At 59.0% G+C, this 18,565-nt stretch carries 18 protein-coding genes; 10 read left to right on the forward strand and 8 right to left on the reverse strand.

All coding sequences use genetic code 11. The features are described 5' to 3' along the window. Positions 1-20: 20 nt before the first annotated feature. Positions 21-392 (forward strand): hypothetical protein, encoded by a 372-nt coding sequence (locus HMPREF3098_RS05165; protein WP_070434257.1) that lies wholly within the window; start codon positions 21-23, stop codon positions 390-392. Positions 393-456: 64 nt separating this feature from the next. On the opposite strand, the gene HMPREF3098_RS05170 is transcribed toward HMPREF3098_RS05165, so the two are convergent. The 3 genes from HMPREF3098_RS05170 to ppgK form a co-directional block, all read right to left on the reverse strand. Next, positions 457-1,146 (reverse strand): DUF1990 family protein, encoded by a 690-nt coding sequence (locus tag HMPREF3098_RS05170; protein ID WP_070434258.1) that lies wholly within the window; start codon positions 1,144-1,146, stop codon positions 457-459. Positions 1,147-1,150: 4 nt separating this feature from the next. After that, on the reverse strand, positions 1,151-2,878 hold the full coding sequence (locus HMPREF3098_RS05175; protein ID WP_070434259.1) for an RNA polymerase sigma factor: 1,728 nt from the start codon (positions 2,876-2,878) through the stop codon (positions 1,151-1,153). 240 nt (positions 2,879-3,118) lie between these two features. Continuing rightward, positions 3,119-3,883 (reverse strand): polyphosphate--glucose phosphotransferase, encoded by a 765-nt coding sequence (gene ppgK, locus HMPREF3098_RS05180; RefSeq protein ID WP_070434260.1) that lies wholly within the window; start codon positions 3,881-3,883, stop codon positions 3,119-3,121. Positions 3,884-4,078: 195 nt separating this feature from the next. Here ppgK and HMPREF3098_RS05185 point away from each other — a divergent pair, with 195 nt between their 5' ends. Together HMPREF3098_RS05185 and HMPREF3098_RS05190 are read left to right on the forward strand one after the other, a co-directional pair. Next, positions 4,079-5,056, forward strand: a complete 978-nt coding sequence (locus HMPREF3098_RS05185; RefSeq protein WP_070434261.1) for an inositol monophosphatase family protein — start codon at positions 4,079-4,081, stop codon at positions 5,054-5,056. A gap of 110 nt (positions 5,057-5,166) precedes the next feature. Continuing rightward, positions 5,167-5,466, forward strand: a complete 300-nt coding sequence (locus HMPREF3098_RS05190) for a DUF4193 domain-containing protein (RefSeq protein WP_035112928.1) — start codon at positions 5,167-5,169, stop codon at positions 5,464-5,466. Between the two features lie 92 nt (positions 5,467-5,558). Here HMPREF3098_RS05190 and HMPREF3098_RS05195 read toward each other — a convergent pair whose 3' ends face one another. Next, the gene (locus HMPREF3098_RS05195; RefSeq protein ID WP_083284140.1) at positions 5,559-6,053 is read right to left on the reverse strand and encodes a DUF3093 domain-containing protein; all 495 of its coding nucleotides are present in this window, start codon (positions 6,051-6,053) and stop codon (positions 5,559-5,561) included. Positions 6,054-6,160: 107 nt separating this feature from the next. On the opposite strand from HMPREF3098_RS05195, the gene dut reads away from it, so the two are divergent. The 5 genes from dut (at position 6,161) to dxs (ending at position 11,734) form a co-directional block, all read left to right on the forward strand. Continuing rightward, the gene (dut, locus tag HMPREF3098_RS05200; RefSeq protein WP_035112931.1) at positions 6,161-6,622 is read left to right on the forward strand and encodes a dUTP diphosphatase; all 462 of its coding nucleotides are present in this window, start codon (positions 6,161-6,163) and stop codon (positions 6,620-6,622) included. 80 nt (positions 6,623-6,702) lie between these two features. After that, positions 6,703-7,479, forward strand: coding sequence for a DUF3710 domain-containing protein (locus HMPREF3098_RS05205; RefSeq protein ID WP_070434262.1), 777 nt, complete (start codon positions 6,703-6,705; stop codon positions 7,477-7,479). A 203-nt stretch (positions 7,480-7,682) separates the two neighbouring features. Continuing rightward, positions 7,683-8,255 (forward strand): DUF3159 domain-containing protein, encoded by a 573-nt coding sequence (locus HMPREF3098_RS05210; protein ID WP_052094718.1) that lies wholly within the window; start codon positions 7,683-7,685, stop codon positions 8,253-8,255. Further along, positions 8,252-9,568, forward strand: coding sequence for a class I SAM-dependent RNA methyltransferase (locus HMPREF3098_RS05215; RefSeq protein ID WP_070434263.1), 1,317 nt, complete (start codon positions 8,252-8,254; stop codon positions 9,566-9,568). Before HMPREF3098_RS05210 ends, HMPREF3098_RS05215 begins: the two co-directional genes overlap by 4 nt. 234 nt (positions 9,569-9,802) lie before the next feature. Further along, positions 9,803-11,734: a 1-deoxy-D-xylulose-5-phosphate synthase gene (dxs, locus tag HMPREF3098_RS05220; RefSeq protein ID WP_070434264.1), complete on the forward strand. Its 1,932-nt coding sequence runs from the start codon at positions 9,803-9,805 to the stop codon at positions 11,732-11,734. Positions 11,735-11,835: 101 nt separating this feature from the next. Here the strand turns inward: dxs and HMPREF3098_RS05225 are convergent, their stop codons facing one another. Together HMPREF3098_RS05225 and HMPREF3098_RS05230 are read right to left on the reverse strand one after the other, a co-directional pair. Further along, a complete protein-coding gene (locus HMPREF3098_RS05225; RefSeq protein ID WP_070434265.1) occupies positions 11,836-13,143 on the reverse strand; it encodes a ribonuclease D in 1,308 nt (435 codons plus the stop codon). Between the two features lie 35 nt (positions 13,144-13,178). Continuing rightward, positions 13,179-13,826, reverse strand: a complete 648-nt coding sequence (locus HMPREF3098_RS05230; RefSeq protein ID WP_035112941.1) for a DUF3000 domain-containing protein — start codon at positions 13,824-13,826, stop codon at positions 13,179-13,181. A gap of 99 nt (positions 13,827-13,925) precedes the next feature. Between HMPREF3098_RS05230 and hemE the strand changes: the two genes are divergently transcribed. Both hemE and hemG read left to right on the forward strand, forming a co-directional pair. Then, positions 13,926-15,071, forward strand: a complete 1,146-nt coding sequence (gene hemE, locus HMPREF3098_RS05235; RefSeq protein WP_070434266.1) for a uroporphyrinogen decarboxylase — start codon at positions 13,926-13,928, stop codon at positions 15,069-15,071. Beyond that, a complete protein-coding gene (gene hemG, locus HMPREF3098_RS05240) occupies positions 15,068-16,549 on the forward strand; it encodes a protoporphyrinogen oxidase (protein ID WP_083284142.1) in 1,482 nt (493 codons plus the stop codon). Before hemE ends, hemG begins: the two co-directional genes overlap by 4 nt. Positions 16,550-16,595: 46 nt before the next feature. Here hemG and msrB read toward each other — a convergent pair whose 3' ends face one another. Then, positions 16,596-17,033: a peptide-methionine (R)-S-oxide reductase MsrB gene (gene msrB, locus HMPREF3098_RS05245; protein WP_052094680.1), complete on the reverse strand. Its 438-nt coding sequence runs from the start codon at positions 17,031-17,033 to the stop codon at positions 16,596-16,598. Continuing rightward, a complete protein-coding gene (locus HMPREF3098_RS05250) occupies positions 17,033-18,466 on the reverse strand; it encodes a glycosyltransferase family 87 protein (RefSeq protein WP_083284144.1) in 1,434 nt (477 codons plus the stop codon). The genes msrB and HMPREF3098_RS05250 overlap by 1 nt, the downstream gene beginning before the upstream one ends. Positions 18,467-18,565: the final 99 nt, after the last annotated feature.

Genomic DNA, 18,565 nt, shown 5'->3' on the forward strand with positions numbered 1-18,565 from the left:
CAAGGAGAAGCGAAGGCACAATGGCAGCGCGTGACTATTCCGACCTCAGCGAAAACAATGCCAAGGAGATTAAGCGCCGCAAGGTGCAGCAGCAGAAGGTCACCGGTCTTTCCATCGCTGCATTGGTCGTCGGCATCCTGTCGATTCCCGCGGCCATGATGCCGGTTATTGGTATCGTCGCGGCCGTTGTCGCCTTGGCGGTGGCTCTGATCGCCCTGTTCGTGGCCATTCGTGGTAACCAGCAGAAAGTCTATGCCGCCATCGGGGTGTTACTGGCCATCATTGCTGTGTGCACCAGCATCGTCATCACCAATTTTTCTAGCGAGGCCGCCCGGAAGTGTGAGGAAGAAGGTCACGCATCCCACGAGTTGTGCCAGAGGCTGAATAGCTAGGGAAGGTTTCTTACCTGCACCACAAACCCCCATCCCGCATTACCAGCCACGTTGACGTGCGCGGTTAGCGCCTCCCGAGCAGCGCTTCCGCATATCGCCGAGCCATCCAGCGCTGGACCACCCGGGCGATGGGACCACCCAGCATTGTGTACCAGCGCCCCGCGCGGGAAAATGCCCCCACCCAAGCCGTCAACTGCCCGTTGTGATACTTCAGCTCAAACGTTTCCTCGCCACACTCTGCATGTCCCGGCAAGGTGCCGTACGTCAACCTCGCCAGCATATGTTCGGTGTTTGCATCGCCATTCTTCTCGACGCCCCCGGCCAGCACTAGACACGGTGCCCGCAGGCCCCAGAATGTCACATAGACAATATCCATCGGTTTGATTTGGGCGCGACCGTTGCCATGTACTCTCGGTAACCGCACACCGGGGGCGTGGGGTGTGCCGCTACCCTCGCGCGTGATCAGCGGCGCTCCTGCCGCGTCGTGGACCTGCCCGGTGAGTAAACGTTCGGCCAGATGGTAGAAATCCTCCGGGGTTCCGGGGGCCTTGAGGGACGCGGAAAACGTGTAAAAACGGCGGAATGGGTTCAATCTCGGCCCAGTGGGAACGCGCTCGAGATGGCGGGTGGCGTCGACCAAAAAAGAAGGGTAAGTCAGATCCCGGCGAGACGCATCCGAAATTGGGGTGTACCTAGGCGAGAGCGCCGTCCTGCACCAGCCGAAAAGCTGGCGGAACGGCGCAAGGAGGGTCACGCTGCTAGTCCAAGTAATCCCGGAGGACCTGGGACCGGGATGGGTGGCGCAGTTTGGACATCGTCTTCGATTCGATCTGGCGGATGCGCTCGCGGGTCACGCCGTAGACTTGGCCGATTTCGTCTAAAGTGCGCGGCATGCCGTCGGTGAGGCCGAACCGCAGTTTGACCACACCAGCTTCGCGCTCCGACAGCGTGTGCAGCACATCCTGCAGTTGATCCTGCAGCAGGGTGAAGGAGACAGCATCCACTGCCACCACGGCCTCGGAATCCTCGATAAAATCGCCTAGCTGGCTATCGCCCTCGTCGCCGATGGTTTGGTCGAGGGAAATCGGCTCGCGGGCGTACTGCTGGATCTCCAGCACCTTATCGACGGTGATGTCCATCTCGCGAGCGAGTTCCTCGGGGGACGGCTCGCGACCGAGGTCCTGCAGCAGCTCACGCTGAATACGGCCGAGCTTGTTGATGACCTCCACCATGTGGACCGGAATACGGATGGTACGGGCTTGGTCGGCCATTGCGCGGGTAATCGCCTGGCGAATCCACCACGTGGCGTAAGTGGAGAACTTGTAGCCCTTTACATAGTCGAACTTCTCCACTGCACGGATCAAGCCCAAGTTGCCTTCCTGGATGAGGTCTAGGAATGCCATGCCACGGCCGGTATAACGCTTGGCTAAGGAAACCACCAAGCGAAGGTTCGCCTCCAACAAGTGGTTCTTGGCTCGGCGGCCGTCGCGCTCAATCTCGCGCAGGTCACGACGGTGCATGGGGGAGAGCTTCTCGCCCGATTCCTTGATCTCCTGCAGGCGGTACCCCGCGTAGAGGCCCGCCTCGATGCGTTTGGCTAGGCTGACCTCTTGTTCTGCATTCAACAAGGCAACCTTGCCGATTTGCTTGAGGTATGCACGCACGGAGTCCGCAGAGGCTGTGAGCTCGGCATCCTTGCGGGCCTGGCGCAGCGCCGCGGATTCATCCTCGTCCCAGACGAAGCTACCGTCTTTTTCCTCGTCGGCGCTGTCATCCTTGGCGGAATCTTCGCCTTCTTCGTCCTCTTCGCCTTCCTCAAGATCCTCGTCGAGATCGTCGACGAGGTCATCCTCGAGGTCATCTTCTAAGTCGTCGTCCAGATCCTCGTCGAACTCGTCGTCAAGTTCACGATCCAGGTCGGGATCTACATCATCCGGTTTGATGTCTGCGGTATCCACACCCGGGGTGCCAGCGGGGCCGGCAGCGGTCAACGTGGCATCCAGTTCTCCTGCATCCAGCTGCTGCGCGCTATCTTGTGCCTGAACTGCCTTGGAAGTGGCCTTCGCTGCGGTCTTCTTGGTCGCTGCCTTCTTTGCAGCCGTGCGCGCGGTTGTCTTCTTGGCAGTCTTCTTCGCGGTGGTCTTCTTGGCCGTTTTCTTCGTAGCCGTTTTCTTCGCCGTGGCCTTCTTGGCCGCCGTCTTTTTTGCAACGGTTTGCTTTGCGGTTGTGTCAGGCGTGGTTGTATCCGTAGCCACGTCGGCTGCAGTGCTGGCGCTGGCCTCGGTTGCCACAGTGGCCGCTGTAGTCTTGCGCGCTGCGGTGGCCTTCTTTGCGGTTGCTGCCTTCTTGGCGGTAGCGGACTTCTTGGCTACCTTGCGAGTGCTTTTTGCCGCAGCGGACTTTTTGGCTACCTTGCGCACTGCTGCGTTCTCGGATCCTTCGTTGGATTCGGCCGAGTTATTCGCTACCACAAAAAGCCCTTTCATTTGCGTGCATTGTTACTGCAGCTACTGTTTTCATTCGTCGCCACTGTACCGCGACAAAAGTGCTGCTCGCGTTAATGAAATGCGTGTGTATCGCATTCCTCGGGTCGTAGTTCCCGACAATCGACCCCCAATTATAACTGAAACCGCGATTGTCAAGGGGGTAGGGGTGATACCCCCGACGCTGTTTGGGTGGTGGTAGTTTCTACCAGCAAATAGATTTCATGCGCCTCGCGCGCAGGGCTAGGGGCGGAAGCCGTTTCGCACAGCCATCGCCGCACCTACAATGCCAGCTTGGTTTCGCAACTGTGCGGGAACAACCTTTTGCTCAACGGTCAGGCGCGGAATCCATTTATCGGCCTTACGGGAAATTCCGCCGCCAACCACGAAAGTCTGCGGGCTGAACAGTTTGCCGTACAGGTGCATAACCTGATCAACGCGCTTAGCCCACTCTTTGAAGGAGAGGTCTTCCTTTTCCTTCACTGCAGAGCTGGCCCACTTCTCGCTGGTCGTGTCCTCAAAAGGCAGGTGCCCCAGTTCCGAGTTTGGGTAGAGGTTGCCATCCATTAACAGGGCAGAGCCGATACCCGTACCAAAGGTCAGCAACATGACGGCACCACTGCGAGCCGCTTCATCGCCGTAGGCAACTTCGGCCAGGCCCGCGGCATCGGCGTCATTGAGCACCGCAATCTCCCGATCACCCAAATGCCGATGGAAAAGTTCCTGGCAATCCGTCCCAATCCAATCACCGCCAATATTCGCTGCGCTGCGCGTGATTTGATTTTTAACTACGGCTGGCACAGTAATTCCCACTGGGCCATCCCAAGCAGCTTCCTGCATGAGCTGGAGAACAACCTCGGCCACCGCATCTGGTTCTGCGGGCTGGGGCGTGGCGATCTTTAACCTCTCGGTAACGAATTCGCCGGTCTTGAGGTCGACGATTGCGGCCTTTACACCCGAGCCTCCGATGTCTACGCCAAAGCTCAAATTTGGGTTCTGCTCAGTCATGGGTACAGATGATAGCGGGTTTAACCCCCGTCGTCCGCGCGCGGATGCTTCTCGTGGTTTGCTGGTGGCATGGTTTCACAGCATTCGGTGCCTTCGGTTCCTTCAACCCATATCTACTTGACGCCCCGCGCTACCCGCTCACTCGATTCCCTTGGGGTCAAGTCGCAGCGTGGGGGAGGGGATGGGTATGTGTCCATGATTGACCTCCGTGAGATTTCCCGAGCCGCTGCCGCGGCAGCGGCTGACTTAGTCCGCCACATGCGGGGTGAGCTGGCCGACAGTTTAGGGCGAGTGGCAGCCCGCGCCCATAAGAGTTCAGAAGTGGATCCCGTGACGGCGGTGGACGTAGCGTCCGAAAAGTTTTTGCAACATTTCTTACTTTCCGCCCTGCCCGGATCGACCATCTTGGGGGAGGAAGAAGGGCACATGGTCAGCGAGCGGGATTTGGCGAACTCGGGCACGTGGGATACCGGGCACCCGGCCCTCTCGGTGGCGCGGGCCGTGGTGCCGAATCTGGGTGGGGCTAATGCTGGCGTTGAATCCGTGCGGACTGCGGATGTCGTGTGGGTCGTAGACCCCATCGACGGCACCGTGAACTTTATGTACGGCCAACCGGATTGTGCCGTCAGCGTGGCTGCGACTGTTAGTGGGGTGCCCATTGCCGCGGCGGTCGTGCAAATACCTTCTGGCAAAGAGTACTGCGCGCACGTCGGCGGTCCGGCGACGCTGAATGTCAATTCGATTAACGCCTCGCAAGAGCATGCTTCCCACCAATCTCGCATTCTCGAAGCACCAGGGGCTACCAGTTTGGCGATGACATTGGTGGCTACAGGATTTGGCTATGTTGCCGAACAGCGACGTGCGCAGGCACGGGTGCTCTCTGAATTGTTGCCCCAGGTACGAGACATTCGACGGGCGGGCTCGGCGGCATTGGATTTGTGCCACTTGGCTGAGGGCACTGTGGATGCTTATTACGAACACGGGCTGGGGCCGTGGGATTACGTGGCTGGCGCGTTGATCGCCGCGCGGGCGGGGGTGGATGTGATTTTTCCCGTCTTGGATAGCGATAAAGAACAAAAACTACTGGTCGCGGGTAGTTCGGCACACCTCCTTCCGGAGTTAATGGGAGCATTAGCAAAGGTGGGTGCGGGGGTGGCGTTGGCATCAAAATAAGAGGCAAGGTGGCCCTAAGGTGACAGGTCAGCGGTATTTGCTTTACTATGCGCGTCGACGCACATGAACTGTCACCCGAAAAGTCGGAAGTGCTAACAAGGAGAAACGCCGTGGCTACTGACTATGATGCACCTCGCCGCCGTCCTGAGGATGAAATTGAAACCGATTCCCTTGAGGGATTGAAGGCCGCTGAAAAGGCCGAGCCTGCGGTTGCAGATACCGATGATGGAGAGATCGTGGAGCCATTTGATGTTCCACTAGCTGACCTATCCGGTGAAGAGCTGTCCGGCACGGTCATCCCCCGCCAGAGCGATGAATTCACGTGCAGCGTGTGCTTCCTCGTGCAGCACCGCAGTCGGATGGCCGAGAAGGTCGGCGACGATGAATTCGTCTGCGTGGACTGTGCCTAACCGGTCGTCCTCGGCTCTAGGCTGAGGTTCGTGTAAGGGGGCAGAGCTACCGCGGGTACTAACCCCCAAAGCGTTTGTTAATAAATCGATCGTTAATAGATCGGGCGATCCAGCGCCTCCAACAGCGCCTGTGGTTCCTTGGAAGAAATCAACCAGTACGGGGTGGGATCTTCCGGATCGTCCAACACCATCATGGCCATCGTAGGGATCCAACCCTTGTGAATCACGAAGGCCGCGGGATCCAGCTGGCGGCCCATGGCTGCCTGCTTGGCCGTGGGTGGGATGACTAGCGAGCGGCTGATGAGTTCGGCTGGCAATTTCGCCTCACCCGCGTGTAACCAGCGCTGACCATCGGCGCGTTGCACCACCGCAATCTCGGTGGCGGAAAACTTTAGCAGCATCCACGCTGCGAAAAGCCCAGCGAAAACTCCCGCTCCTACGGCATACCAAACGGATCGCCCCATTTGCGCCTGCCAGGCGATGATAAAGACCACGCCCGCGGCAAAAAACCACCACGTCAGTGGTACGCGCTGCCGCTCAGAATAGAGGACATTATCCCCGTGGGCTGGCACCTCTGTGGAAGCCACTGACGTTCTCCTTAATGTCCATCTGCACAATGCTTGCGTGAATTCATTCTAGCCACCGACTATCCCGACCAGATATTCGAGGGTGTCCCACTGTAAAGTGGTAGACCATGACCAACCCACACAACGAGCCGAAACTTAACCTAGTGAGGCTTGATAAGGACCTGCCGTTGCCTACCCGAGCGCATCCCTCGGATGCGGGGATTGACCTTTACAGCGCGGAGGATGTGCAGATTGATCCGGGCCAGCGGCAACTAGTTGGGACGGGAATCGCTCTGGGATTGCCTGTAGGCATGGTTGGCCTCATTCACCCTCGTAGCGGCCTGGCACTGCGACACGGATTATCCATCGTCAACACCCCAGGCACCATCGATGCAGATTACCGCGGTGAGGTGAAAGTCTGCCTCATTAACCTAGACCCGCAACAGTCGGTGACCATCCGTCGCGGGGACCGCATCGCACAGTTAGTTGTTCAACAAGTGAGTTTGTGCGAGGTCAATGAGGTTGACGATATTTCCCACTTGGGTGAAACGGTTCGCGGTGCAGGTGGATACGGTTCCACCGGCCAATAATGTGCATCAGCCCGCCAGCGCGAACGCGCAGTCGTGCACACCAACTACGCGACAACTTACCGAAAGAGAGATGACGCACCATGTTTGGACGTAAGAAAGACAACGCAGCGGATCCCAGTACCTCTGCAGCAGAGCAATCCCGCGTGGACAATGCAGCGGCGACAACTGCCACCGATAATCAAGCCGAAGGAGTCTACGACCCAATAAACGGTGACTTTGGGCCGTTTGATGGAGACCAGGTGGACTACCGTAATTTCGACTTCTCGGATTTCGCCAAGGGCGGGCTGGATCTAGGTTCGATGATGGTGCCCGTGCCACTGGAAGGTGACGTGCAGGTGGACGTGGGCCCGGAAGGTCCGCAGATGATCCATATCGGAACACAGTTTGGGCGCGTGACCCCAGTGGCGTTCGCCGCTCCAAAAAATGGTGACCTCTGGGAAGAGTCGGTGACCGAGATCGTTAAGGGCATGTCCGGCGACGGTTTGGAAGCAACCGTGACACAAGGCCCATGGGGGCCAGAAGTGTTCGCAGAAGCCGGCGACGGAATGCTGCGCATCATGGGTGTGACCGGCCACCGTTGGATGCTGCGTTTCACGTTGGCTGGGCCGAAGGAATATGGCGAGGAATTGGCCGAGCTCGCCCACCAGATAATGGCCCGCACTTTTGTTATGCGTGGCCAAGATCCAATTCCGGCGGGTAACCCATTGCCAGTGCATATGCCACAGGCCATGGCTGAGGAGCTGCAGAAGCAAATGCAGGCGCAGGCGGAGCAAATGGCGCGCGAGCAGGCAGAGGCAGCTGGAATCGAACCCCTTAACGAACCCATCTTGGGTCGCGATAATAACCAAAACCAGTAGTCTCCAGCCCCCCTCATAGATCCAGAACGTAGGACCCCGTGACACACCCGTCCTCTAACAACGAGCCTTTTGACCCCACCACATCGGGCACCGGGCCCGCGCATATCACTGGCGATACCCACCAGTCGGCCACCCACTCTGAAAAGCTAGCGCCCTCCGGTGGGCGGGCCACCGAGGAAAAGCCCGCCACCTTGCTGGAGCAGATGGGCGGTCTCACCGGCTTGGTGAGCTCCACTCTGCCCGTGTTGGTACTGGTTCCCGTCAACAGCAAGTACGGGTTGGTGCCCGCTTTGCTTTCCGCACTGGCCGTGGCGGCGGGTATCTTCGTGTGGCGCTTGGCCCGAAAGGAGAACCTGCAGCCGGCCATCTCCGGCTTGCTGGGTGTGGTCATCTGTGCCGCGATTGCCTGGTTCATGGGCGATGCCAAGGGTTATTTTGCCTACGGCATGTGGTATTCGCTGGTCGCGGGAATCGCGTTCATCATCTCGATTGCGGTGCGTTGGCCACTCGTTGGCGTGATTTGGCGCGGCATCAACGGCGAGGACCAGAGGTGGCGTACCAATCGTGGGGCTGTTCGGGCCTTCAGTTGGGCTACCGCGGCGTGGGCTGTGGTGTTTTTGGCGCGGTTCTTCGTCAAGCGGTTCTTCTACGTGAAAGATGCCACCGATGCCTTGGGATACGTTTCTATTGCTATGGGCTGGCCACTGACGGCAATCGTCGTCCTCATCACCGTCGTGGCCGTGAAAAAAGCTAATGCAGCGGAGGGCATTAAATGAATCCAGAAGTAGTGACTGTTTCCAGCTTCGATAAACCCGCACACGGTGGAGCTTGCATTACTCGTCTCGAGGACGGCCGGATTGCCTTTGTCACCGGAGCTGTGATGGGGGATCGCGATGTTGAAGTCGCCTTGGACCCCGCTGCGAAGTCGTCTTCCAAGCGTTCCTTTCGAACTGGTCAGGTGGTACGCGTGGGGTCGCCATCTGCTCACCGCGTACGGGGGCAGTGCGGTGCTGCAGCGGCCGGGGCGGGTTGTTGCGATTTAGATTTTATCGACGCCCCCGGCTCTCTCGAATTCAAAAAAGCCGTAGTAGTCGATCAGTTCGATCGAATTGGAAAGATCAAGCTCGCCGACGATGTGGTTTCTACGCACTCGCTGGAGCCCTATGTGGGGTGGCGCACCCGCGCCCGGGTGGCGATTGATGCGCAAGGAACAGTGGGGATTCGGAAGAAGAATTCACACGAAGTTGTTCCCCTGACTCCAGACACCCTATGTGCGCAATGGGTTTCCGAAATGAAAGACGGGCTATGCGAACAGATCAGTGACCTAGCCGCCGAAGGGCGTATTCGTCCACGCACAGAACTCATCATCGCTGTCGGCAGTGACGGCGTACGAAGCATTGCGGAGCTGTCGGGAAATCGGCGGCATCGGAAGACGACCGCTTTGGTGGGCGATGGGTCGATCACCCAGCGGTTAGGGGGTCTCACGTGGGATCTTCCTGCACAGGCTTTCTGGCAAGGTCACCACGCCGCGACTGAGTTTTACGCTCAGTGGATTGAGCACACAGTCCCCTCCGCGCTGGGACAACGTTCCACCGCCTGGGATCTGTACGGTGGCGCTGGATCGCTGAGTTCCGCACTGGTCGATAAAGCCGACCGGGTGGTCAGCGTGGATATCGCTGGCGATGCAACCTCGGCTGGGTCACGCGCGTTTTCCCAAGCGAAGGCCCATTCCGTGGAGTTTTGGGACTCCAATGTGGACCGGGTTGCGGAGCGCGTAGTGGCGTCGGATAAGAAAACCAACCGCCGAGTCCCAGCGTGGTGGAGCGATCGGCACGCGCAGGAATACCTGCATGCTGTGGTGCTTGATCCACCACGAACGGGCGCGGGAAAGCACACGATCCCAGCCGTGGCCAGTCGCCAGCCAAAACATGTGGTGCACGTGGGTTGCGATCCGGCTGCGGCGGCGCGCGATGTTCGACGGTGGATCGACGCCGGTTACGCGATCTCACAGGTAGCGATTGTCGACGCCTTTGGTCTGACCCACCACGTTGAAGTGCTTGTGCACTTGCAACCCGTGGCCACGGCGTAGAGATAGGACTACCGCCTGAAAACAGGCGGTGCTGCGGGAAACGGGCCGTTAACCGCGAGCGTTTCAACTCCTGTCCGTGGACGCGACTAAGATAGGCTGAACAATAAATTTTTGCCACGATAGTTAACCTAGGTCATCGCCATCCGGGAAACTGTCGGGGATGGTTCCCTAAAAATGGCCACGCCGGTATAGCGCTACCGCACGAGAATGACCGAGGAGAAGAGACAAACTTCAATGGGTATTCTGGACAACATTTCTTCGCCAGCGGAACTCAAAGGCCTGCCTGAGGATCAATTGGAAGCACTCGCGGCTGAGATCCGTGAGTTTCTCATCCAAAAGGTCTCGGCAACTGGTGGGCACTTGGGACCCAACTTGGGAGTGGTTGAGTTGACGATGGCGCTGCATCGCGTGTTCGACTCGCCGACTGACCCATTGATTTTCGATACTGGGCACCAGTCTTACGTGCACAAGATGCTGACGGGGCGACGGGATCTGTTCGGGACATTGCGGCAAAAAGACGGGCTGTCGGGGTACCCCGAACGGGCAGAATCACCACACGACTGGACTGAGTCCTCGCACGCTTCCGCTGCGTTGTCCTACGCCGACGGGTTAGCCAAGGCCTTCGAGTTGTCCGGTCAGATTCATCGTCATGTTGTGGCCCTCGTGGGCGATGGGGCCCTGACCGGTGGAATGTGTTGGGAGGCGCTGAACAACATCGCCGCTGCGAAAAACCGCAGTGTGGTGATCGTGGTCAACGATAACGGCCGTTCTTATTCTCCAACCATCGGTGGCATGGCCGAGAATTTGGCGGCCCTGCGGTTGCAGCCTTTCTACGACAAGGTGATGGACTCTGGGAAGAACGCCTTGGGACGTATGGGCTGGGTTGGCGATCGTGCGTTCCAGGTTATCCACGGGCTCAAAGCCGGGGTGAAACACACGGTGCTGCCAACGGAAATGTTCACCGACTTGGGCCTGAAGTACATCGGTCCAGTTGACGGGCATGATATCCGCCAGATGGAAAATGCGCTGCGCTACGCTAAGGATTACGGAGGGCCGGTCATTGTCCACGCCGTCACAGCCAAGGGCAAGGGGTTTGAGCCTGCGGAAAACAACGAGGCCGACCTCATGCACGCGACGGGAGTTATCGATCCCATCACGGGCGAGCCAGTGGAGAAGAAGGCCGTGGGAGTGACCACGTGGACCAATGTGTTTTCCACCACGTTGATCGACTTGGCCAAGGAGCGAGACGATATCGTCGCGATCACTGCGGCGATGGCCGGCCCTACTGGTCTGGCTGAATTTGCGGAGGTTTTCCCGGACCGTACCTATGACGTCGGTATCGCGGAACAACACGCGGTGACCAGTGCAGCTGGTTTGGCTCTGGGCGGGATGCACCCAGTGGTTGCCGTGTACTCCACGTTCCTCAACCGCGCTTTTGACCAGCTGCTGATGGATGTTGCCTTATTGAAACTACCGGTGACAGTGGTGTTGGACCGCGCGGGCGTCACCGGATCCGATGGACCCAGCCACAACGGCATGTGGGACCTATCCATCACCGGCATTGTGCCGGGGATTTATGTCTCGGCCCCACGCGATGGCGAGCGATTGAAGCTGGCTTTGCAGCGCTCCGTGGATCATGAGGATGGGCCGACCGTTGTGCGTTTCCCCAAGGGCAATGCGCCCGATCCGATTGGAGCGATTCGGGAAGAAGCCGATTACGACGTGTTGTTTGAATCCACACGTGCTGGAGCTGAGAAGAGTGTGCGGGCCGGTGACTCTTCGCCCAAGAAGGTACTCATCGTCAGCTATGGCGCGCTGAGCACACAGGCGCTGGCCGCGGCCGAAGCGCTCGACAATGCCGGATTCCAAGCCACCGTTGTGGATCCGCACTGGGTAGTGCCCATTGCCGATTCTGTAGTGGAACTGGCTAGGACCGCGGATTTGGTAGTGACCATCGAAGACAGTGGACTGCACGGTGGCGCCGGGTCCTCACTGCAAATGCGGTTGAATGAAGCGAACGTGGATACCCCGGTGCGCAACCTCGGCATTCCGCAAAAATTCCTGGCTCATGCCTCGCGTGGCCAGGTGCTTTCAGAACTCGGTTTGGATGTTGAATCCGTCACCAAGACGGTAGCGGAGTGGGCCCAGCAGCTGGGTGAGGTTTAGCGTTAACGCGTGCGCTGTCTGCGGTGCAAAAGTGCTGTGCCCGTGCCCGGTGAAGCCTCCGTGGCTACATGGGAGGGTAGCGCTGAGGAAGGACGCGCTAGCTATTGTGTAACTTCATCCATGAGGTAAGCCGTGGCGTCATTGAGCATGAGCTCTACCTGCCACGGGCGGCATCCTGCCCGTGTGAGCAACTGACCAAGACAATCTTCAGTACTGTCCACATCGGTGAGGTTTACTGATTGATCTGCCACCCTCTGGGCAAACTCCCACGCAACGAACTTCAACTGGCGACTGACCACTATGGTGTCTGTGCCCAAACCCAGCTCCTCGCACAATTCCTCGTTTGATTCACGCAGAATCTCCAACGCATCCCACGCCATGGGGTGATCCGTTTTCCACGTTTTAGGGTCGGGGCGACGGTGTTGCAATTCTGGGTCATCGAGGCGTTTATCGCGTGATCCCCAGCCAGCTGTTGCCTTAGCTTCCCGGTGTTCGGCGTAGGCGCGCGACATGGCGTCGAGAAAAGAATTCATAGTGCCAGAGTGGCGATGAGGGTTCACGCGATCGGCCCCGGGGCCGTGAATAGCGTGGCGAAAGTCCTGCAGAAGCTCGCGGGTGGCATCGCGTTGAGGCAAAGTGGCTACCGCCACGATGAGTTTCGAGGACAGTAATCTTTCCGGGGGGATGTCTTCCGACCGTGCGATCTGTTGGCGGGTCTCGAAAAGGTGGCGGGCAACGAACGCAGCTCGACTGTGTGGGTGCAGGAAGCGGGCGCCCTTCATATCGAACCATTCAGGATCCTTGAGCGGCGAGGCGTGAACTAGGTCATGCTCGCATTCCTGGACGTACCAATCCATCCGGTCGAGGTCGGAAAGCTCATCTACCATCAGCTGGTGCATTTCCAGTAAGAACTCCACATCGAGGGCAGCATAGGCTAGCAATGAATTCGCCAGTGGTCGCCGAGACCAATCGGCATTGCCCTTATCTTTAGGGATGGAGATGGATAGGAATTCTTCTAAGAGCGGCGAGAGGCCCAGCCTGTGGCAGCCCAACAATTTGGCGGCAATCTGCGTGTCTAGCAGCTGCGTAGGGCACCACCCCAAGGCCATCAGCGCGGGTAGATCCGTATGAGCGGCGTGCAATAGCCACGGCACTTCGCCCATCAATTCGTCCTGCCACCCGCGAAGCTGTTCGGGATGCTCCGTGGGGTCAACGATGAAACTGCCCGCCCCGTCCCGACGCAACTGAATCAGGTACGCGCGGTCATCAAAGCGATACATCGCGGCGCGTTCGGTATCAATGGCGATCGGCCCCGTACCGTTGCTTAAGGCGCGCAGAGTGCTCTCGAGTTGTGCGGGCGTACGACGTACGGAGGGCACGCCACCGGAGGGGCGGGTGATTCTTTTCATGCACTGAATACCGAGGAAGGGGATAGGAGGGGAGGTTAGCGGTGCGCAGCTTCGCGCGCGTGGTCCACACCAAAGCGAGGGGCTGCCACGCCTTCGGGTGGTAAGCCAGCCACATTCGCTAGCACGTGCGAAAATGCGGTGACATGTGCCGACAGGTCAGCCCCCACGGCGGTCCACGACGCCCGCATCTCCAACTGGAACGCACGTGGCGGGCCACCAATTTCGCCGTAGCGAACCGAAGCGGTGGACGTCACAGTGCCACCCAGATCGGTGTAGGTGCAGCCGGGGCCGTCGAGCTGCTCGGTCAGCCAATCCCACGCCACGTCGGGCAAAAGTGGATCCGCGGCGACAGAGGCATCCATATCGGCCTGAATGTAGGCGACCATGCGCATCTTAGGCGATGTGGCCGTGGTGGAGGGATCCCGCCAGTGTTCCTCGGAGGCAGGATCATGAAGCAGGATGAGGCGGCCGAACGCATCGTGCCCGCTGGAATCGGCAGCGATAGCGGTCTCACCGGTGCTGTCAATAGTGTGCACAACTTCCAACCCAACCGCGTGGCTCAGCGGCGCCAAGTTGCGGGGAGGGCGAATATCGGTGATCTGAATGCCACTTCGTACCTCCGCTTCCGTCATGGAGCGGACGGCTTCGTGGAAGTACTGGGGGATCTCAGTGTCTTGGCTCACGATGTCTAAACCTAGCCTTTAAGGTTTTTATCGTTGGTTAGGCGCGCCGGAGTGGTTGGTGTTGTTAGCCTTTCGTTTCCCCCATCATCGGCTGGCATAATGGCGGTTATGACTAATAAGGCTTTTGAACCCCAGATTGACGTCGCAGCCTCCCGTCGTCGCGCCAACCATGACGCCCCGTTTTTGGCCGCCGCTAGGGGTGAAAAGCCATCGCGTCGTCCCGTGTGGATGATGCGCCAAGCCGGTCGTTCGCTGCCTGAGTACCGTAAGGTGCGCGAGGGCATCCCCATGCTGGATTCGTGCTTCATGCCCGAGCTACTGGCCGAAATCACTATGCAGCCGGTTCGACGCCACGATGCAGATGCCGCCATCTTGTTCTCGGATATCGTTGTTCCTCTCAAGGCCGCTGGTGTGGATATCGACATTGTTCCCGGTCGTGGTCCAGTTATGGCCGAGGCCGTGCGCACGCCACAGCAGATTGCTGCGCTTCCGGAAGTGCAGCGCGAGCAACTGGAGCCGATCGCGCAAGGGATCTCGCACGTACTGGAGGAATTGCGCGATGATCAGGTCCTGATTGGTTTCGCTGGTGCGCCGTTCACGTTGGCTTCCTACCTCATAGAGGGAGGCCCATCGAAGAACCATGAAACTACCAAGGCCTTGATGTACTCCCAGCCTGATATGTGGCACGCCCTCATGCGCGAATTGACCCCCACCATTACTCGCTTCTTACAAATGCAGCTGGAAGCGGGCGTGGATGCGATTCAGTTGTTCGACTCTTGGGCGGGTTACCTCACGGCCCGCGATTACCGCGAGTTCGTCGGGCCATACTCCAAGCAGATTTTCGATGCCGTTCGCCCGTACGGCGTGCCGATGATCCATTTCGGTGTGGGTACCGGTGAGCTGTTGGGCGACATGGCGATTGCTGGCCCAGACGTGGTGGGTGTGGACTGGCGCGTGCCTATGGACTTAGCCGCTGAGCGTGTCACCGCGGCGCTGGCGGATGTGAACCCAGGGCTAGCCCCGTCGGAGCGCGCTAAGGCACTGCAGGGAAATCTTGATCCAGCTGTCCTGTTCGCCGGTCCCGATGCCATCCGCGCCCATGTCACCCGGATTTGCGCCGAGGCCGACCGAGCCGTCGATCGCGGCTTGGCGCGCGGTCATATCTTCAACCTTGGTCACGGGGTTTTGCCATCCACCGAACCCGATGCTGTCACTCGAGCCTTCGAGGAGGTTCATAACCTATGAATTCCCCACACATCCCCAACGGATACGCACCTGGTGCGCCAGTAGATATTCACTCCGGTCTTCAGCTGAGGCAGGACGATCTGACCAAGCTGCGGGGGCTCCGCATTGCAGTCATTGGTGGTGGCATCGCTGGTGTAAGTGCAGCGTGGAGATTGCGCCGCCAATTGGGAGAAAGTGCTCGTATCTTCATTTGCGAAGCCTACGATCGGCTGGGCGGCAAGCTGAAGACCGTCGATTTCGTTGGTGGTCCGGTGGATATGGGGGCGGAGGCCTACCTATCCCTGCGATCGGATTTCACCGACTTAGTGCGCGACGTGGGATTGGAGCACGCCCTCGAGGGACCGTCAGGACTGCCCAGTGGTTTGTTCGCAGAAGGCGCGTTGGTCGACATTCCACGGACCACCCTCATGGGTATCCCACATGAGGGCGCATCCATTGCCCACATCGTGGGGGAGGACCAGGCCCGTCGCGTGGACGAGGAAAAGTCTGGGCAACCCATGACGTGGTCCCCGGAACAGGACACTACGGTGGGCCAGCTTGTGGAAGCGCGGTTCGGTCGCACCGTCGTGGATCGCTTGGTTTCCCCCTTGCTGGGCGGGGTCTACTCCTGTACTGCTTATGATTTGGGCGTGCGGGCAACCATGCCAGATTTGGCTGCCAAGCTGGACGAACTGGGCGAAGGCGGCCGGGCTTTCTTTCTTTCCGACGCCGTCGGGCAAATCTTGGACGGACGCCGCAAACGTTCCAATGGATCCGGGGCAGTTTTCAAGAGCTTCAGCTGTGGCTATCGCGGGCTCGTCGATGCAATGGTGAAGCAGGCGAATCCCGAGGTGTTCCTCAATACGGGTGTGGAATCCATCGGACGCACCCGCAATGGGTGGTACGTCGAACCCCTGGGTGAATTCGATGCGCTGGTTATCGCCACACCGGCCCCAACTGCAGCGGTTTTGCTGGAGCATATGGTACCAACAGCCGCGGAGGTCTTGCACAGTGTGGAGTTAGCGAGCTCCGTGGTTGTGGGCATGCGTATGGCATCTGCGCACGGTATCCCGGAGCGCTCTGGCGTGCTGCTGGGTGCCGATGCCCCCACAGATGCCAAAGCGTTTACTTTCTCTTCCCGCAAATGGCCCCACTTGGGTGCGCGCGGCGGGGCATTCGTTCGTGCCAGCTTCGGCACATTCAGCCAGCCGTGGTACTTGGAGACCGATGATCGCGCCCTGCTCACGTATGCTCTCGACGATTTAGCGAAGGTGACGGGAGAGCGCAAGCGCCCCGAGGAGTTCTTCGTCCAACGCTGGTGGGGTGGCATCCCACGGTACGGCGTGGGCTACCGTGAGTCCATGGCCGTGGCATACAAGGAGGTTCAACGGACCCGTGGCATCGCGCTGGCGGGGTCCATGCTGGATGGAGTGGGTGTGCCGGCCGCAGCGGCGACAGGCATCCGTGCTGCCGACGAAATTCTGCAGGAGATGCTCTAAACGGGGTCTTCTGCCCGTTGGTCAGGCAGGCGGAGGCCAGCCTGTTTTACTCCGCCGCGTCCAGCGTCAGCGAAATGCTGTTGATGCAGTACCGTAGATCGGTCGGGGTATCGTAGCCCTCACCTTCGAAAACATGCCCCAAGTGGCTTTCACAATTCGCGCACAACACCTCTACGCGGCGCATGCCCAACGAATTATCTTCGCGCGTAATGACTGCGCTGGAATCCTTTGGATCAAAGAAGCTGGGCCAACCGCAGTGCGAGTGGAACTTCTCAGTCGAGCGGAACAGCTCCGCCCCACACGCGCGACAGCGGTATACACCCTCGGTCTCGGTATCGGTGTATTCGCCCTTAAACGGCGCTTCGGTACCTGCCTGGCGTAGGACGTGGTACTCCTCGGGGCTCAAGCGCTGCTTCCAATCATCGTCGCTCAGGTTGCGGAAGTCTTGGATTGGCTGCAGTTTGTTGTCGCTACTGTTGCTCATCAATGTCCCTCTCGGTTCGGGCTGGTCGGGTTATCTTCCTGTTGCAACGTGCGGGCCATTTTATTATTCCGACGCCCCCACGCGGATCCCTTCTTTGGCCACCAGCCGTTCTCGTGCAAATCCCCGAGAATATGGTGGCCCTGTCTCCGCTCCATCATAGTCCACACCACCACGGTGGTAACGATGCTGACCAGCAGCAAGGACCAACCGATGGTGCCCCGGCTGAATTCGAACACCCGCCCTGGCCAAACCCAGCGATCGGACATCCAATCATCCAAACTCATACAGAAGTACACGCCCAGCCAAGCGATTGGGGAATGCATGACGCTACGGGCGCGAAGGACCGTGAAGATCATGGGCAATAACAACATTGAGTAGTACATCTGACCCAGCGAAGAGATCAGGAAAACCCCGGTCAGCACAACCCCTGAGGTCGTGGTTGCCCACATGATTTCGTCGCGATCGCGCCAGCGCAGCAGCAGAAGAACACTGATAGCAACGCATAGTGCGGCCACGGCTCGCCAGAATAGGATGCTGGCATCGGAGAATCCAAAGTACGTCAAAATGCCCGAAATTGACGAATTGGCGTAATCCCTGACTTGGCCCAGGTAAGGCACGAGCTTATCGAGGTAATCGCCGGGGCTAACCATCAGAGGAATAGCGGCGAGATTCAAAACGACAGGTACCGCGATTCCGACTGTGATCGTGGAAAGTTGGCGTCGGACCAAAGGTAGGAACAAAAGTGGCGCAAACTGCGGCTTAACCACGATGGCCAAGCCGATGACCAGGCCGGCGAGCACATTTCGCCGGTGGAGGAGGAGGTAGAGAAAGAGGGCCTCGGCTAGTAGCAAAATGCCATTGATGTTGGAAAACAGCAGGGTGTTCTGTACGGCCTCGGTGGAAAAAATGATGAAGGTGGCAGCTGGGACCACGGGGCCACGAAGGGAATACTTGAACAGCTTGGTGAGCACGGCTACCGCGAGTACGACCGCGACCGCGTTGAGCACGATATAGGCTGGCCGACCCAGATTCTCCGGGAGGTATGCCAACGGGCTAAGCAGCAACGTGCCGCCGGGGGAGTATAGGTAGTGGGGATCGACAGTGCTGTAATCCTCGGAATACACCGGCACGTGTTCCCGGAAACGACGCAGGGCGCTGATAACCGTGGTGAAGTCATCAGTGGGGTGGTCGTTGTAGGGGTAGAGGAAGGTCTTGTGAATGAACGTCATGATGGCCAGCGGCCACATCACGAACGTGAGAACGAGGGCCACGCGCGATCGTTGGAATCGGTCGGCGAACACCTCGGTATGTGGGCTTTCGGCCGATGAGTGCTCGGTGTGTGTGATCGAGTCAGGCTGCGTAGAGGCAGGAGACGCCGAAACGGACCGCGCGGGGGCAGAAGGTGCCGAGGATGGGGAATTATGCTGCTTCATCGTCAATTGAGATTAGACGGCAGCTGGGGGATTTGGGGCAAGGCGCTCCGAGGTAGGGGTGAGATGCGCTGGCTGCGTGGATGCAGTAAACCGTGGGGT

Source organism: Corynebacterium sp. HMSC28B08, from assembly GCF_001806865.1.
Taxonomy (GTDB): Bacteria; Actinomycetota; Actinomycetes; order Mycobacteriales; family Mycobacteriaceae; genus Corynebacterium; species Corynebacterium auriscanis.

Coding starts and splice junctions, on each gene's coding strand:
- dxs (WP_070434264.1), top strand. CDS start 9,803: ATGGGTATTCTGGACAACATTTCTTCGCCAGCGGAACTCAAAGGCCTG.
- HMPREF3098_RS05250 (WP_083284144.1), bottom strand. CDS start 18,466: ATGAAGCAGCATAATTCCCCATCCTCGGCACCTTCTGCCCCCGCGCGG.
- HMPREF3098_RS05215 (WP_070434263.1), top strand. CDS start 8,252: ATGAATCCAGAAGTAGTGACTGTTTCCAGCTTCGATAAACCCGCACAC.
- ppgK (WP_070434260.1), bottom strand. CDS start 3,883: ATGACTGAGCAGAACCCAAATTTGAGCTTTGGCGTAGACATCGGAGGC.
- hemG (WP_083284142.1), top strand. CDS start 15,068: ATGAATTCCCCACACATCCCCAACGGATACGCACCTGGTGCGCCAGTA.
- HMPREF3098_RS05225 (WP_070434265.1), bottom strand. CDS start 13,143: ATGAAAAGAATCACCCGCCCCTCCGGTGGCGTGCCCTCCGTACGTCGT.
- hemE (WP_070434266.1), top strand. CDS start 13,926: ATGGCGGTTATGACTAATAAGGCTTTTGAACCCCAGATTGACGTCGCA.
- HMPREF3098_RS05210 (WP_052094718.1), top strand. CDS start 7,683: ATGGGCGGTCTCACCGGCTTGGTGAGCTCCACTCTGCCCGTGTTGGTA.
- HMPREF3098_RS05205 (WP_070434262.1), top strand. CDS start 6,703: ATGTTTGGACGTAAGAAAGACAACGCAGCGGATCCCAGTACCTCTGCA.
- HMPREF3098_RS05165 (WP_070434257.1), top strand. CDS start 21: ATGGCAGCGCGTGACTATTCCGACCTCAGCGAAAACAATGCCAAGGAG.
- HMPREF3098_RS05185 (WP_070434261.1), top strand. CDS start 4,079: ATGATTGACCTCCGTGAGATTTCCCGAGCCGCTGCCGCGGCAGCGGCT.
- HMPREF3098_RS05175 (WP_070434259.1), bottom strand. CDS start 2,878: ATGAAAGGGCTTTTTGTGGTAGCGAATAACTCGGCCGAATCCAACGAA.
- msrB (WP_052094680.1), bottom strand. CDS start 17,033: ATGAGCAACAGTAGCGACAACAAACTGCAGCCAATCCAAGACTTCCGC.
- dut (WP_035112931.1), top strand. CDS start 6,161: ATGACCAACCCACACAACGAGCCGAAACTTAACCTAGTGAGGCTTGAT.